The following is a 15,631-nucleotide window of genomic DNA, read 5'->3' on the forward strand; positions in this document are numbered from 1 at the left end:
TCGTAAAAATTGGCATTTTTTAATGAGTCTTATATTTTTCAATAACTCAGGTTATGGGCAATTAACCATGATCTCAGCTGCAGATAAGTTGGCCATAAACTTTAGTTGGCACATAATGCAAATCAAAGGGCTTTTACACATATGCCGACATGAATATTGTTGTTAATCGTATGTGCTGTACAACCAGGTAAAAGAACAAGAATGCAGGCGCTTATGATCAATGTAATCACTGAGCGCCTGCAGTGATAAATTACTTTTTTAAGAACAACTCTCGTTCTGCTGCACGGCGACGAACCAAGCCTTTCATGACTTTACCACCGCCTCTATTCCATTTCGGAAATTCATCAGCTGCAGCTTTATAATTGCCAGCATTCAGTAGTTTTACCAATGTAGATCCATTAAAAGCTTTTTCACCAATGTTGTAAGCCAAGCTCGCCAGCGCATCAAACTGATTTTGATTAATAACTACTTTGACAGCTTGATTTACTGCCGCCTCAAAACGCCGCAAATCATGTTGAAAAAAGGACACTGCTTGCGCTTTGGTACAGCTATCGCCTCTTTTCACTTTAACGCCACTTGGATACACCGTGGTACCAAAGCCAATGGTCCAGACACCCACACCATCATCATAAGCTGTAAGTACCAGATCTTCGAAACTGGTGATTAAGTTGATACCCACTTGGCTGGTTTTCATTCCACCTGACTGGAACTCATCAAGAAGTTCATTAAATTGATCAACTTGCTTTTGGGTAATTTTGCCGCCTAGTAACTCACGGGCGGCATCAAAAAAGGCTTTACGATCCATATTGCTTTCCTCTAGGTAATAAAAAACCGACCCTTAACGGTCGGCTTTGGTTTATGAATTTTGTATTAACTTCGCTCAAACTTTCTTTCGTGATACTTCAACAAACTGCTAATTTTTAACAATAAATACCCAAACAACAATGCATTAGTAATGATGCCTATCCCAATCGCAATAATTTTCCCAGACCATTCATAAACGATGTCTAAGTCTTCATTTCTTGCCTCGACTTGACCAAAAAGCAAGATAAATGCAATGCCTGCAACAAAACCAAGCAGAATTACGGTCCAAGCAACTAATGTGTTCGTTGTACTTTCATATGTTTGATTATTAAATTCAGTCATACACCCTCCCAAAAATGTAAAATACTTCTCATTATTCCTAGAAGATAACAAGTTTTAACTCGAATAAAGTTTTGATATTTATGTGATTTGAAACTTTATTTTAAAATTGTGAACAAAAGAAGACCGCCCGAAGGCGGCTATTTATTGGTTATTAAATTTAGCTAATATTTTTCTTTTTTTGGTTCTGAACTATCTAAGAAGAATCTGCGAGCTATGATCATCAAGCCAGCAATAAAACCTATTACGATAGAAGCCTTAGCTAACTGAAACAGTTGTCGTAAACATTTCAATTTCGTCGTTAACAGTAGCAATCACGTTAAAATATGCAGTACCCTCAAATGCGGGGATACTTTGTGTTTCACGGAAAAGCTCGATCGTTCCATCAGTTGAAGTTATAACATGCTCCACAGCAGTTGCTGATACATAAGTCATTGTGTATTTTACAGGCAAGTCCGTGGTTTGATATGAAGTGCCAAGAAGAGTTAACCCCAAACCTGGATTCCCTGAACCATCATTGATACAGTTAAATCCAATATTGGCTTGGCCTGCTGCGACACCATTTACATCTGCTAGGCGTGCTCCACTCAATACCCCTGATGTTAAAGACATCACATTAGGAACAATCATTTCAAGCTTGTCACCAATATTTGCTGTAATGCCAGCATGATAACCATATGCCAGATCTGGGGAATTTTCAGTTCCCAAATCAAGCTGCCCCTCTGTCCAACTCAATACCCCATTCTCATAAGTACAGTTGGTTAGTGTCCAGTCAGATGTATCAGGGTTAGGAATACTGGTAACCCCAATTACACTAAATCCAGGCAGCACATCTACCTGTTCAAGATTAGTCATAACCTGATCATAAGATACGTCATTTTGAATACGTACAAGTGCGACATGACCTTCTGGAATATTAGTATCTGTTAAATTTTCAAATAGCATTTCTAGTGCGTTGTTTACCATGAGCAAACTCCTTTAAAATTATGTTTTAGTTGCTTTAAAAGTTTAGTTTATTCAAATAATTGCCCTTAAGAGCTATTCTTTAGTACTTGAATAACTCCTTTATTTTTAACATTAGATTTTTGTGAAATACAGAACATGGGAATCAAATATTAAGATTAAATATGATAGAAAATTAGATTTGAACAAAACCGCCCGAAGGCGGCTATTTATAGATTGCGATATCTAACTGTCTTTATCTTTCTTCTTTTCCTGCTCTGATGTGTGCTGAAAAAACAGGAGGTTTTAACTTGGTAAACTAAACACACTCATCAGGAGTTTACCATGAGCAAGAAACACAAGACTTACACCACAGAATTTAAAGCTGAAGCCATCAAATTAATTGAAGCCAATCAAGGCAATGTCTCGGAAACAGCTAGACAACTTAGCATTTCAATGCAAACTCTTTCAAATTGGAATACCAAAGCAAAGGCTGGAACTTTAGCAGGTACAAAACAGTATTCACCTGATCTAAACGCTCTACTCGAAGAAAATAAAAAACTCAAACAACAGCTCAAAATAGCTGAAATGGAACGTGAATTTTTAAAAAAGGCAGCAGCGTACTTTGCCAAAGAAAGTCAGTAAGGTACGCCTATATGAAACAAAAAAGATATTCTTTTCCAATTACCTTAATGGCTCGATTACTTCATGTTTCAGTTTCATGTTTTTATGATTGGCTCAAGAGAGGCGTGAGCAAAAGAACGATTCAACGAAATCAACAGACGATATTGGTGAAAATAGCCCATGAGGAGACAAGGCAGAGCTATGGTTATATTCGATTAACCAAATACTTACAAGCTCAGGGTATAAAAATGAGTATGTACGCTGTACGTCAGATAAAAGCGCTGAACCACCTGTATTGTAAGCGACACAAGCGTTTTAAAAGGACTACGAATAGTGACCATAATCGAGCGATCTATGAAAACCTGCTGGAGCAACAATTCTCAATGACTAGACCAAATCAAGCATGGTCAAGTGATATTACGTACATATGGACTGTTGAAGGATGGCTGTATTTAGCAGCGGTAAAAGACCTTTACACGAAGCAAGTGGTTGGCTATAGCTTAAATGAGCGCATGACAACACAGCTTGTTTGTAATGCGCTAAATATGGCTATTCACAATCAAAAACCAACCAAAGAACTGATTGTGCATTCAGACAGAGGAAGTCAATATTGCAGCCATGAATATCGAAATATACTTGAGCAATATGGTTTTCAAGGTTCAATGAGCAAGCGCGGAGACTGTTACGATAATGCACCGATTGAAAGCTTTTGGGGAATATTGAAAAATGAGTTAGTTCATCATTACAACTATCAAACTAGAGAAGAAGCCAAAGCAGATATTATAAAATACATTGAGTTATTTTATAATCATCGAAGAATTCAAAAGGGTTTGGGTTTTAAGACACCAAATCAAATGGCCGAAGACTTTTATAAGTTGGCTGCCTAGAATCTCCCAAGGGAAAGTCTCCTGATAATTCAGCGTATATCAATGTAGTGTCTTGATGACCAATATAGTCATAATAAAAGCCTGCTTGGTTAAGATAACATTTATTCACTGCCTCCATTGGTGACTTTGAAGGACTGGAATTTGAGAAAGTACTAATAAAAGTAAGAAGAACAAAACTAATAAATATTTTTTTTGATTTCATGAAGGCACCATGTTTATCATTTTTGTTTTTTTATCTTACTCTTAGAGGAAAAAATAGGAATTGTCACTTATCGGATTTACAAGGTATTATTTTTAATAAAAGCAAAGCGCCCTAAGGCACTTTTCTAGATAGTCATCATATTAGTCACTTATTTTGCTTGATTAGTGTTTTTTGAGATATCTTCCAAGGACTCCACTTCACCCGTTCTACAACATATTTAAATTTATTTGCTGGGAAATTATTTCCACCATCTCTTCCGCCATGCTTGTCATCAGCATAGTCCCAACTAATAATTTCAAACTTATTGGAGTTAATTTTCTTGATTGACTCTACAAAACGAAAGTTTAGATCTAAGTCTGAACCAAAAGCATTATCAGATTGGATTGTATAAGGCTTCCACTCCCCACCATAAACAGCTACCTCACTAACAAAACCAGATAGAGTGCCAGAACCTGCTGAACATCCCATATCCCCATACCATAATACATAAAATGATTTTGAGTCTTCATCATACTCAACTGTATGAACATCTTTGATTGTAGTAGGTTTATTGTTCTCCGGGTTTTTCTCAAAAGAATTCATACATGAAACTAATTTTTAATATTCCTTAACAATATTAAAAACTTTTTGTTTGTCTTGAGACTCAGAAGCAGCATTTGCGCTGATACAAGTAAATCCAAGCATCAAACTAATAATTAATTTTTTCATTAAAAAAACCATTTGTTATTTTGTTAACACAATTTAACAAATGGTTTATACCAAATCTATAAATAAAATGACTTAAAGTACTTTAATACTACATCACTCCCCCCATTGCGTTTCAGTCCTTTATCTATTGCAAAACATATTTTTCCACCAACCGTGTAGAAACAAAAAGAGCCTCTCGGGGGCTTTAATGTTTGTCTCTATAGCATTCTCGCAAGTACTCTTGATGTGTGCTGAAAAAACAGGAGGTTTTAACTTGGTAAACTAAACACACTCATCAGGAGTTTACCATGAGCAAGAAACACAAGACTTACACCACAGAATTTAAAGCTGAAGCCATCAAATTAATTGAAGCCAATCAAGGCAATGTCTCGGAAACAGCTAGACAACTTAGCATTTCAATGCAAACTCTTTCAAATTGGAATACCAAAGCAAAGGCTGGAACTTTAGCAGGTACAAAACAGTATTCACCTGATCTAAACGCTCTACTCGAAGAAAATAAAAAACTCAAACAACAGCTCAAAATAGCTGAAATGGAACGTGAATTTTTAAAAAAGGCAGCAGCGTACTTTGCCAAAGAAAGTCAGTAAGGTACGCCTATATGAAACAAAAAAGATATTCTTTTCCAATTACCTTAATGGCTCGATTACTTCATGTTTCAGTTTCATGTTTTTATGATTGGCTCAAGAGAGGCGTGAGCAAAAGAACGATTCAACGAAATCAACAGACGATATTGGTGAAAATAGCCCATGAGGAGACAAGGCAGAGCTATGGTTATATTCGATTAACCAAATACTTACAAGCTCAGGGTATAAAAATGAGTATGTACGCTGTACGTCAGATAAAAGCGCTGAACCACCTGTATTGTAAGCGACACAAGCGTTTTAAAAGGACTACGAATAGTGACCATAATCGAGCGATCTATGAAAACCTGCTGGAGCAACAATTCTCAATGACTAGACCAAATCAAGCATGGTCAAGTGATATTACGTACATATGGACTGTTGAAGGATGGCTGTATTTAGCAGCGGTAAAAGACCTTTACACGAAGCAAGTGGTTGGCTATAGCTTAAATGAGCGCATGACAACACAGCTTGTTTGTAATGCGCTAAATATGGCTATTCACAATCAAAAACCAACCAAAGAACTGATTGTGCATTCAGACAGAGGAAGTCAATATTGCAGCCATGAATATCGAAATATACTTGAGCAATATGGTTTTCAAGGTTCAATGAGCAAGCGCGGAGACTGTTACGATAATGCACCGATTGAAAGCTTTTGGGGAATATTGAAAAATGAGTTAGTTCATCATTACAACTATCAAACTAGAGAAGAAGCCAAAGCAGATATTATAAAATACATTGAGTTATTTTATAATCATCGAAGAATTCAAAAGGGTTTGGGTTTTAAGACACCAAATCAAATGGCCGAAGACTTTTATAAGTTGGCTGCCTAGAATCTCCCAAGGGAAAGTCTCCTGATAATTCAGCGTATATCATCTTGATCGTATTCGCTCATTTCATCAAAATTACAATGGTTTCTTTCAAGATACTCTCTTTCCTCTTCCATCATTTGAAAGCGCAAGTTTTCCCACTCATAGTTTTCACGCAAATATGCTATATTCTGCAACTCAGCATCAAATCTAAAAAAGTCACGTAAACTGTATTTGTTGAGTCTTACATCATCAATGGAAGTTATGCCTATATGCTCCATTAGTTCATCCAAGTCATGTATCCATATCTTCCCATTGCGAACGAAACATTCATTTCGGTAAAATGGGTAATTGCCCTTAGTAATTCTTTTAAATCCATAGCGTAAAGCTGCTTCGACACTTATCGCGTAGTACTCATCAGTAATTGAATACAAGGCTGACTCCTTTTTAACTTAACTTTCCTTCAAAAAAGTTTACCAAATTCATTTTTGATGCTCTATGAGCCAGAATTATTCTTTTACTAATTTCGCTAAAAATTTTGTCAATCATTTAACTTATGAAAATTATTATGGGAGCCACCTCTTGAGGTGGCTTCGCCTCGTTAACGGTTTCGCCGTGCAGTCGTATTGGTTGAAATAGCCCGACTGATCGGCGAATTAGGTTCCTTAATCTGATCACTAACGATCTTCGGTACCTCACGTGGCAATTTTTTATCCAACTCATCTTTAACGATAAGACGGACAGTATTCTCATCCAGTTGCTCTGCTTCGACCGCTACACCTTTTACCTGATTCACCACTTCAATTTTAAAGTTGATGGTAGGTGCTGTTGGTTGAACTGAAGCTATAGCCTCAGCTTGAGGTTGTGCAGATCTACCAAGAGTGAAATCATAGACATCCTCAAGATTAGATCGATCCTGAACCAGCCCATTCGGTGAAAAATAAACTTTTCCATCATGGTACAGATCAGAACCTGTAGAGATCTTAGGAGTTACTGCAGTTTGATTAGCCTTGTAGATAATCTGGTCATCTTCTGGTTGATTGAAGATATCAGATTTTTTCTGGCTTTCCATAAATGCATTCGAGCTCATCATTGCACGGCGCATAACATTGTACGCTGAGACGTTGTTATTGAGGAATGATTCAGGGTTCCCACTCTTACGCATACTCTCAACTAAATTGACACCGCCCCATCGTTTAATATCATTCTGTGACCATACGATCTCACCTTTATGTACAGATCCAGCCACATCGTATTTACGCCCAGGTCCTGTATAACCACCGTCAGCAAAGCCTTGATCTTTGATTGCACGGATATTGCTGATAATGCTGGCACCTTGTGCAATGACTTGAGCCATAACCCCAATGTTAGCGGGCCAGCCTAAAGCCATCGCCTTCGATATACCCTGTTGAATCGCTATACCCGAAGCAGCAATTGCATAAGCTTTGTCAGCAGCAAACATTACTTTATAGGCTTTGGATTGCTCACCAAACATTGAACCGAACATCGATGTTACAGATCCCATCATCTGCTGACCGAGCAGGATCTGAGTATTTAAACGATCTTGCTGATATTGGTCCTCAATGGCCTTAGCATTTTGAGCATATTCATCAGCTATAATTTTCCGCTGTTCCTGTGCGGCCTGCATGATTGCGGTTTTCTGATCCTCAAACTCCTGCTGACTAATTAGCTGCTGATTCATCTGAGCTTTAATCGCATCCAAACCGCCTTGCTCGTTGTAATCAACTGCAGCTGATTTGCTATCAAATAGATCCTGAGCAGCCCCAAGTCGGCTAAAACGATCCTGATCCTGTCTATAGAAATCGCTGCTACCATTCATATCAGCCTGAATGCCGCCCCAGTTCTGGATTGCACCAACGATCTTGTCGCGGATCTCCTTTTCTTGATTGGCTTTGGAGAACGAAATCATTTTCTGGCGCTCATCATTACTGAGTTTAGTATTCTTCTGGATCTCCTCTCGTTCAAGCCGATATCGTTCTTGCATAGCCTCAGTTTCTGACAACAAGGCTAATTTAGCTTGGAACAAGCGCTGCTCTTGTGCCAACTTCAACAATCCCAACTCTTGCTGATATTGTTGTTCCAGTAATTCAACAGCCTGTTTCTGCTCAGCCTTGCTTAATTCAATGTCATGGGCGGCATTGAACTTTTTACGGGCAAAGCTTTCGTTTAATAGCTGCTCCTCAGTTTTTTGAAAATCCTTGTAATCATCAAGTTTGGTGCGTAAAGCCTGTTGAGCGATCGCTATATCATTGTCTGCTCGGTGTTGTAATTCAGCTTTGATCTCAGTTGAACGTTCTGAAGTGAACCCAGCCTTATCAACATCCTCTAGTCGAACAGTTAAGTTATTCTTGATTCGCTGAACTTCATTGGCCACTTCATTTTCTAGTGAACGTTGAGCATCCAGTTGACGGTCAAGCTGTGATTGAATATCAACTCCTGCCTTATCACTTCCATTACTTGAGCCACCTTTCACCTTAGTTTGCATGCTTGGCGATTGGTGCAGAAGTTTTAGAACCACACCATCCTCAAAAGTTACCGTGCTGTAATACCCTCCACCTTTGGGATCATAAGCCGTTTTGACATCCTTCACAGCCACGTTGGTTGTGATTGGTGTCCCAACTGGCATTGCAAAATCAATTCCCTTATGAAAAGAAGAAGCCCCTTTAGTTGGGGCTTTCCGTGGTCCATAATCTGAGCTGACTCTATAGGAGGATAGTGGTTTATCCGCGGCCTTTAATCGGGCTAGGTGTTCATTACTGACCTTTTGACCTGACATTGAACCACCATACCGAACATCAAGATGTGCCCCTGTTCCAATACCTGAATTCCCAGAAACACCGACTAATCGCTTGGTAATAGATTCCTGCTGTTTTAGCTCCTTATTTTGCTGGCGTAATGATTCAGTTCTTTTGTCTGTTATAGACTTGATTGAATCCTCTGCTTTCCACGTCTTTACTTGAGTGTTAAGGGCTTCTTTATCAATTTCCTTAAGCCCTTTTGAAATTGACTCTTTATAAAGTTTCAGTAAATCATTTGCTTTAGATTCACTAAAACCTTTCTTCATCAATGATTCGATAAATTGCACATCCCACAATTTATCGTCATACATTTTTCTAAGAGATTGAACAGCTTCGTCCGCAGCTTTCTTGGTTTCATTGATCGCATTGGTATGTTTCTGCTGTTCAATTGCAGCATTTTGAGCCTTGTTACCTGTCAACTGGACTTCTATACCAAATAATTTGACTGCCGTTTTGGTTTTGTTGGCTATCTCATAGGCCTCATTATATTTGTCTATCTGTTCTTTAAGAGCATCTCTTAAAGTAGGCGGCAATTTCACAGCTGCTAATTGCTCTACAGCCTCTTTATAGCTGATGGTACCTAAACGTGCCTGATTTGAGATCCGAGTAACTTCTACATTCCCATGGGCATAATTCTGTATCTCAATTAACGCAGATCCAACACCTTGTTCAGTTTTCTTTAACTCATCACTCTGTGCTTTAAAAGCGATTGTTAAGTCATCAATGGCTTTGGTTTTTGCAGCACCTTGTAAGCTTTTGAGTTCTTCGGTAGTTCTGTTGGCAACCTCAGCCTGCTCAGCAAGTATTTTATTTGCCTCATCCGCTTTATTCTTGAAATACGAATAAGCAGCTGTTAATCCAGCAACACCTAAAGTGATCGCACCAATTGGTCCACCAATCAAAGCAAATGCACCACTTGCCAACTTACCAACGCTCATCGATGTCGCAGCAAGTCTCCCTTGTGCTGCTGTTTGTGCATTCGTAGCCGCGGTTACAGCAGCTTGTGCTTGGGCATATCGAGTTGCAGCTGCTGTTGCACCATACTTGGCTTGCGTTGCTGCATTCGTCGCTTGTACGTTCGCTAAATGTGCTTTAGCTGCATTTACTGTTGCAGTAGCTTCGGCTAATTGTGCTTGGGCATTGGTTATTGAGGCTTGTCGATTTGCGAGTGTAGATATCATACCGCTATCAGTCGCAACGGTTTTTGCAATAATTGTCTTGGTTAAATAGGCAAGACCACCCGCCATTGCCGCATTCATGACAATATCAATATTGTCAGCAAATACACCCAACACACCTGCAGCATTATTCGTTACACCCATTGCCATGTTCATTTCACCAACATACTTAGTTACGGCATTTGAGAGTGTGGTGAGACCATCAGCAAGGCTGTTTTCCATTGCATCTGCAAGATCTTTATTTGAGTCTCTGGTCGCTTTTAACGTCTTGATGAGATCCTCTAAAGAAATCTTACCTGTTGCACCAAGTTGTCGAATTTCAACTTCTGATTTCCCTGTAGTTTTTGCCATATCCGCAATGACATTATCCGCAGCAGATACAATTGAAATCCATGCGTCTGCATCAATTTTGCCTTTAGCCATGGATTTAGAAAAAGCATCAATTGCAGATTGAGCTTGATCAGCACGTGCGGCATTGGCAACGAATGAAAAAGAAAGTGAATCTGAAACATCAAGTGTATCTTTGGTTTGATAACCTAAGGCCTTCATACCACCGGCAAGTCCGAGGTAAACTTCTTGTGCTTCATTCAAAGCGCGATAAGTACTTTTAGTTGATTCGAATAAACGCCCTTGTACAAGGTCATATTCTTCAGCACTATCGGTTGCATTACGAATACGAGCCGCCATTTGTGTAAAGCCATCGGCTCTTGAAACTGCATCACTCACAGCCACCATCCCAAGCATAAAAACGGCTAATGATTTGATCGAATTCCCATAGGAACCAATTGCTTTTTCCTGCTTTTCGAATTCTTGTGAGGTGTTTTTAATTTCCTGTGTGAATTGCTGATTTTGTTGAGTCGCCTGCTTGGTTACTTCAACCGTTTTTTGTACTGATGAATTGGCATTGTTCACATTGGTATTAAAGTTTTGAACTATGTTATTGGTAACAGAAAACTGTTTGCCCATGTCTTTTGTAGATTGTGATGCTGAATCACCTCGCTCAGTAATTTTAGACATTTCATCAGCCAAAGCTTTGGCATTGCGTTCAGCATTTTTTGAGTCAATCACGATGACTAGGCGGGATTCTTGGGTCATGTCAACTTTCCTTTAGGCAATAAAAAAGCGCCTAAAGGCGCAATAAATTCTTGGTGTGAAATTAGTTCATTTTAATTTTTAATTAAAATCTAGAAATATATGGAATTAAAAAACCCGCTATTGGCAGGTTATTGTTTAATGTGTTTACATAGAAAGCGTTTGTTTAACATTCCGATGTGTTCATATCCACTACTACCCTATAATTTTCTTTAACAAAATAATAAGTCTGCGTAATACCTATGCCACCATTCTTTTTTATTGCTTTACTGCTAGCAAACAAACCTTTGCATTCCTGCTCAAGAAGAATTTTTTTTAATAATGGACGATTAGTCATGCTTATCGGCCCTTTATATTTTTCTGTATCAATTGAATGCCGTACATAAAAATGATTCCGACTAAAATCTACCGAATCAAAGCTATGGCCAGTACTGATATCTTTTGGAAGATCATAATAGAAACTATTAATCTCTCTAAGATATAACGGATCTGTTAAGTAGTCTTTCAAATTATATAATTTGAAATTACTGTCAATAAGTTTGTACTTCATTAGAAACAAATCCAATGTGCCCAGTACCTCTGCAGAATCATCATTTTGATTATTCTGAATAGATGCACAACCAATTAGACTTATTAAAAAGCTGAATACTAAAATAAACTTCACAGTTACCCCTAAAAATTCAATGACGATACTTAACTTTTTTAAATACTACTCACAAACAATTTTTAACTTCTGAGTGTAATACTCAGTCGTATTTTTAAATTCATCAATTAGTTTTTCTTTTGGTTCATCATCTGAAAGCTTTAGCATTGCAGGCACAAACTCATACTTATAAATTTTTGGATAGTCAAAGCAAAGAATATATTCCTGATCATCCTTGTCAGCCAATGGATCATCCAAAACGACTAAAAAGTATTCAATTTTTCTATTAGCTTCAGCTAAATGTTTTTTTGCTACTCTTTCTCCAAAGTTAAATTGCTGATTACAGCCAGCTATTAATACTGTTATGCAAATTATTAATATTTTATTCATAAACACCCCCATGTTTGGAGGTAATTTATCAAATGGTTGAATTGAAGTCATTAAAAAACCTCCCTAAGGAGGCAATTAAGAACTGATCATTAGAGTTAAGGATTAATAAAGTAGAAATACAAAATAAGCGTGGCTAGCAGAAGGCTCGCAAGCGTTAAATAAAATCCCACGGTATTAAAGCTTTTCAAAAATTTTATCATATTCATCATTTCCAACCCCTTGAAAAATTAGTCTAAAGTATCATAAAAATTCCACTTTTTTACCAAATGGTAAATTTATTTGCTGATTCTTGGGCTTGCTCTTTTATAAGCTTCTTCAAGAAACAAATCATCTAAAGCAAAGATGCAATCGTTAAAGATATGTGGACCAACAGGCACATCATTATGTTCGGCATAAACGTTGATGGCTTGCTGATCTATCGATAGTGGCATACCCTGCTCATATCGTCTGGATCTGGCAATCGTTCTGAATGCTAGCAATATAGATTCAGCGGCATATGAATATTCTGGAGGCTCAGGAATATGGCCACCTAAGAATTTGATCTGTTCGATTTCGTGCGGCGTTTTTGTCGCGTAGGTTTTTTGGTATTTGTAGAGCACAATGACTTTCCCAGAATAACGGCCTTATCCTTATCGGCATCTTCTTGGATCTTTTGAGCTTCAGTTTTAATGAATAGCCAGAGGGAAATGCCGATGTCACCAAGGTTAAATAGCTTTGATGCATTCTCGGCTGTATATGGCATATCAGTCTCTACAGTTTTATCGTTAACGACTTCGGCAAACACCACTCCTTTCCAGTCCTCGATTAGATGAGCTGCACAAGCATCCATTAATAACTCATGATAAAGCTTGTCAGCGGAATCTATGGACATAACATCATAGCCTTTAGATGTGATCTGATTCCCAGCACGTTCCATGGCAACTTGAAAGGGTTTATAAGCAATTCCTCGAATCTTAAACTCTGCCTGAACTTCACCTGCAGTATTTTTGAACTGACACCATTTAGAAACTTCTGAACTTTTTACGATACCGACTTTTAACGCCATAAGGACCTCTGCAATTTAGGAAATAAAAAAGCCCATGACACTGCATAGGCTCTATATTTGAATGTTTTGAATTACACTAGCGCACGCACAATGGTTGGGCTAGTACGTACCTGGGCAAAGTTGATGTCTACCGTGATGATGTCATCACCACCGCCGTCAGGATGATTAGCTTCCATGACTTCGAGCTGTGGGAAATTCAAAGAATATTTACTTCCTTTGCTGTCAGTGATATCAAATCCCAAGGTGAATACATCACGGGATTTGATTGCATCAATCCAAGCTGCTGATGTGGCTGAGAACATGAAATTCGCACTTACATCAATATCCATCATTTTCTCTAAATAAAACTCAGGCGTGTATTTACCAGATCCAATACAACGAATCGCCTCAAGATTATTATTAAAGGTAATGGTGAGTGACTGCAGACAAGCTTTGCCTTGAATAGACAGGCCATTAATCAGTAACTTTTCAACATTTGGCATGCTGACTACTGGACGGCTTGATGCTGCAACTGGATTTACCACTGGATTAACTTGCTGACGGGTAAATGAACTACCAACCAGACCAAAGTTACCAGTGATCTTGCCTGTGGTCTGAATGGTGATTTCACCAGTATTGACCTGCACACCACGATAGATGAAGACTTGACCAACATCCTCAAAGACTTTTACTAATGTTAGAGATTTACGAACACCACCACCGAAACTGATTCCATTTGCAGCCCAGTTATTGAAAGCCAAAACACTCAAGAATAAGTCAAAGGTACCTAGTGATAATTCAAACTCTAATTGTCCAGTAACCTCGGCTTCTGTTTCGGCTGCACCCTGGCGGAAGCGAGAATCTACAACCTCATTACTTTGTTCTGTCGAAATATTTTCAGATAATCCATCTGTTACACGGCGGACTGTATACCAGACTGGGTTCGCTGGAGTTGTACCGAGCACTGCCTTTTCACAAGCATATAATCGGATTTTTGCGCCTGAACTCATTTATTGTTCTCCAAATTTTAGGCATTAAAAAACCCACTGTTTATGCGGGTTGTTAAATTGATTCTTCGTTGATTTCGGGAGGATCTACACCTTCCAATGCAGCGGCCACTGCCTGTGATAAGTTAGTTGGCTGGAACTCGGTCGGAAGGTCACCTAAAGGTGATTCAAATTCAGCATCTGATACAGGTTCAGGCTCTTCATGTAAGCGAATATCAATCCAGCGTGTTTCTGGAATATCAATCGGCTTTGAATAATCAGGTACGATCGATGCAGTTTCGATATCAAACTTTTTCTTATAGGTTTTTACCGAAATGTCACCATTTTCTAACTGCTCATAAGCTACGGCAACAATGACATTACCATTGGCATCCTTAGGCATTTCGATGTACCAGCCTTCATGAGCAAAGCCCAAAGAACCTTGGATTAAATAGTCTCCTATATTTAACTTTTCGAAGGTAATGGATTGCTTGGCTGCATCATCATTCAGCTCCAGTGAATCGGCAAACAATCGTGCAATGGGTGAAGCTGCTTTAAATACCCCATTTGAATCTACGGTAAATCCTTTTGAACGTAGTTCACCCGATGGCTCAACAGTAACAAGTTTACCGCTTGAAGCATTATTAATTGTATTTGCAACAATTGGATTTGCGCTTGTATAAATTGTTTGATCAACAGTAAAGGTAGAGTATTTTGTTCGTACTCCCATCACATTTGGTCGAGCGCCTGCAGCATAAGGAAAAATTAAAAGTGAATCACTTCCACCTCTAGCGGATGAGATAACATTTCCAAACTGGGAAAATGGTGCTGGCCATCCAGCCCCAGTGCATGCAAAAAATCCGCAAACACCCGGAATCGACTCTAAGGCATCATATAAGGCTGGGACTTTCGTACCATAACCATACCCTCCTAAACCTGTTGCAAGTAATTCAAATACTTCAAACGGTCCTGTACCAATATTCCTTCTTGCAGCTGTTCCTGCGCCTTGTACCTGAGAAATATCTGGCGTCAAATTTGGAATACCTGAGGCAAAGGGCAACATAAACTGTTGCTTTCCTTGAACCGCATTATAGGGATATGGTCGATGCTCCCAGTTAAATTTAAAAACAAGATTAGCCATTAAGATGTCACTCCATCAATTACTTGAAACGTCAAAGTCTCAGAATGTTGAGTCACTCCACCGACCACGGCTTTTAGATCCATCTGAACCAAACCAAGTGGCCATGTGCTTGTACTTGCACTCGATTTCACATTTAACCAACCTTTTTGGTTCGTCTGATTCAATGCAGCGCAAGTTAAAGCAGCTACTGCCTCACCAGTATTTAGCGTTTTAACTTGCGAGCTAAAAACATATCCAGTCAAGTTAATTGCACGGCGAACATCATCTGACGGAAATTGCAAAGCCTCGTCCATATCAACAAGCTGCAAATTCATGTTGAAGGTGTCACCGCGCTTAAAAACAAAATTGCTCATAAGTGATTCCTATAGACATAAAAAAACCACCCATGAGGTGGTAGTTAAAATTAAAATCGCCCTTAAGCGA

15 protein-coding genes are annotated in these 15,631 nt (G+C 38.7%); 2 read left to right on the forward strand and 13 right to left on the reverse strand.

All coding sequences use genetic code 11. From position 1 onward, the window contains the following. Positions 1–250: 250 nt before the first annotated feature. From F909_RS04520 to F909_RS04510, 3 genes are all read right to left on the reverse strand, one after another. Entirely contained in the window at positions 251–805 is a 555-nt protein-coding gene (locus F909_RS04520; protein ID WP_005153138.1) for a lysozyme, read from the reverse strand. A 65-nt stretch (positions 806–870) separates the two neighbouring features. Beyond that, positions 871–1,146: a hypothetical protein gene (locus tag F909_RS04515; protein ID WP_005153141.1), complete on the reverse strand. Its 276-nt coding sequence runs from the start codon at positions 1,144–1,146 to the stop codon at positions 871–873. A gap of 255 nt (positions 1,147–1,401) precedes the next feature. Then, a complete protein-coding gene (locus F909_RS04510; RefSeq protein WP_005153143.1) occupies positions 1,402–2,109 on the reverse strand; it encodes a hypothetical protein in 708 nt (235 codons plus the stop codon). 321 nt (positions 2,110–2,430) lie between these two features. Here F909_RS04510 and F909_RS04500 point away from each other — a divergent pair. Beyond that, a protein-coding gene (locus F909_RS04500; RefSeq protein ID WP_085940844.1) for an IS3-like element ISAba22 family transposase occupies positions 2,431–3,596 on the forward strand; the annotation gives its coding sequence in 2 pieces (ribosomal slippage) (positions 2,431–2,689 and positions 2,689–3,596; 1,167 coding nt in all). 346 nt (positions 3,597–3,942) lie between these two features. Here F909_RS04500 and F909_RS0120360 read toward each other — a convergent pair. Continuing rightward, a complete protein-coding gene (locus F909_RS0120360) occupies positions 3,943–4,380 on the reverse strand; it encodes a hypothetical protein (protein WP_005153150.1) in 438 nt (145 codons plus the stop codon). 413 nt (positions 4,381–4,793) lie between these two features. Between F909_RS0120360 and F909_RS04490 the strand changes: the two genes are divergently transcribed. After that, a protein-coding gene (locus F909_RS04490; protein WP_085940844.1) for an IS3-like element ISAba22 family transposase occupies positions 4,794–5,959 on the forward strand; the annotation gives its coding sequence in 2 pieces (ribosomal slippage) (positions 4,794–5,052 and positions 5,052–5,959; 1,167 coding nt in all). A 29-nt stretch (positions 5,960–5,988) separates the two neighbouring features. On the opposite strand, the gene F909_RS04485 is transcribed toward F909_RS04490, so the two are convergent. The 9 genes from F909_RS04485 to F909_RS04450 all read right to left on the reverse strand — a co-directional run bounded on the left by F909_RS04485 (position 5,989) and on the right by F909_RS04450 (position 15,561). Further along, the gene (locus F909_RS04485; RefSeq protein WP_005153154.1) at positions 5,989–6,369 is read right to left on the reverse strand and encodes a hypothetical protein; all 381 of its coding nucleotides are present in this window, start codon (positions 6,367–6,369) and stop codon (positions 5,989–5,991) included. 167 nt (positions 6,370–6,536) lie between these two features. After that, on the reverse strand, positions 6,537–11,027 hold the full coding sequence (locus tag F909_RS04480; protein WP_005153156.1) for a tape measure protein: 4,491 nt from the start codon (positions 11,025–11,027) through the stop codon (positions 6,537–6,539). Positions 11,028–11,190: 163 nt separating this feature from the next. Further along, entirely contained in the window at positions 11,191–11,688 is a 498-nt protein-coding gene (locus tag F909_RS04475; RefSeq protein ID WP_005153159.1) for a hypothetical protein, read from the reverse strand. A gap of 45 nt (positions 11,689–11,733) precedes the next feature. After that, on the reverse strand, positions 11,734–12,108 hold the full coding sequence (locus F909_RS04470) for a hypothetical protein (protein WP_005153160.1): 375 nt from the start codon (positions 12,106–12,108) through the stop codon (positions 11,734–11,736). A gap of 224 nt (positions 12,109–12,332) precedes the next feature. After that, entirely contained in the window at positions 12,333–12,488 is a 156-nt protein-coding gene (locus tag F909_RS21310) for a hypothetical protein (RefSeq protein ID WP_171067323.1), read from the reverse strand. A gap of 98 nt (positions 12,489–12,586) precedes the next feature. Beyond that, entirely contained in the window at positions 12,587–13,102 is a 516-nt protein-coding gene (locus F909_RS04465; RefSeq protein ID WP_005153161.1) for a hypothetical protein, read from the reverse strand. 71 nt (positions 13,103–13,173) lie between these two features. After that, the gene (locus tag F909_RS04460) at positions 13,174–14,091 is read right to left on the reverse strand and encodes a phage tail tube protein (RefSeq protein WP_005153162.1); all 918 of its coding nucleotides are present in this window, start codon (positions 14,089–14,091) and stop codon (positions 13,174–13,176) included. Positions 14,092–14,143: 52 nt separating this feature from the next. Continuing rightward, entirely contained in the window at positions 14,144–15,208 is a 1,065-nt protein-coding gene (locus F909_RS04455) for a phage tail fiber protein (RefSeq protein WP_005153164.1), read from the reverse strand. Next, positions 15,208–15,561: a hypothetical protein gene (locus F909_RS04450; RefSeq protein WP_005153165.1), complete on the reverse strand. Its 354-nt coding sequence runs from the start codon at positions 15,559–15,561 to the stop codon at positions 15,208–15,210. The genes F909_RS04455 and F909_RS04450 overlap by 1 nt, the downstream gene beginning before the upstream one ends. Between the last annotated feature and the right edge of the window lie 70 nt (positions 15,562–15,631).

This window comes from Acinetobacter sp. ANC 3929 (assembly GCF_000369405.1).
Taxonomy (GTDB): domain Bacteria; phylum Pseudomonadota; class Gammaproteobacteria; order Pseudomonadales; family Moraxellaceae; genus Acinetobacter.

What these genes read in the sequence shown, in the direction of transcription:
- F909_RS04520 (WP_005153138.1), bottom strand. Translation starts at nt 805, where the DNA reads ATGGATCGTAAAGCCTTTTTTGATGCCGCCCGTGAGTTACTAGGCGGC.
- F909_RS04515 (WP_005153141.1), bottom strand. Translation starts at nt 1,146, where the DNA reads ATGACTGAATTTAATAATCAAACATATGAAAGTACAACGAACACATTA.
- F909_RS04510 (WP_005153143.1), bottom strand. Translation starts at nt 2,109, where the DNA reads ATGGTAAACAACGCACTAGAAATGCTATTTGAAAATTTAACAGATACT.
- F909_RS0120360 (WP_005153150.1), bottom strand. Translation starts at nt 4,380, where the DNA reads ATGAATTCTTTTGAGAAAAACCCGGAGAACAATAAACCTACTACAATC.
- F909_RS04480 (WP_005153156.1), bottom strand. Translation starts at nt 11,027, where the DNA reads ATGACCCAAGAATCCCGCCTAGTCATCGTGATTGACTCAAAAAATGCT.
- F909_RS04470 (WP_005153160.1), bottom strand. Translation starts at nt 12,108, where the DNA reads ATGACTTCAATTCAACCATTTGATAAATTACCTCCAAACATGGGGGTG.
- F909_RS21310 (WP_171067323.1), bottom strand. Translation starts at nt 12,488, where the DNA reads ATGCCACTATCGATAGATCAGCAAGCCATCAACGTTTATGCCGAACAT.
- F909_RS04465 (WP_005153161.1), bottom strand. Translation starts at nt 13,102, where the DNA reads ATGGCGTTAAAAGTCGGTATCGTAAAAAGTTCAGAAGTTTCTAAATGG.
- F909_RS04460 (WP_005153162.1), bottom strand. Translation starts at nt 14,091, where the DNA reads ATGAGTTCAGGCGCAAAAATCCGATTATATGCTTGTGAAAAGGCAGTG.
- F909_RS04455 (WP_005153164.1), bottom strand. Translation starts at nt 15,208, where the DNA reads ATGGCTAATCTTGTTTTTAAATTTAACTGGGAGCATCGACCATATCCC.
- F909_RS04450 (WP_005153165.1), bottom strand. Translation starts at nt 15,561, where the DNA reads ATGAGCAATTTTGTTTTTAAGCGCGGTGACACCTTCAACATGAATTTG.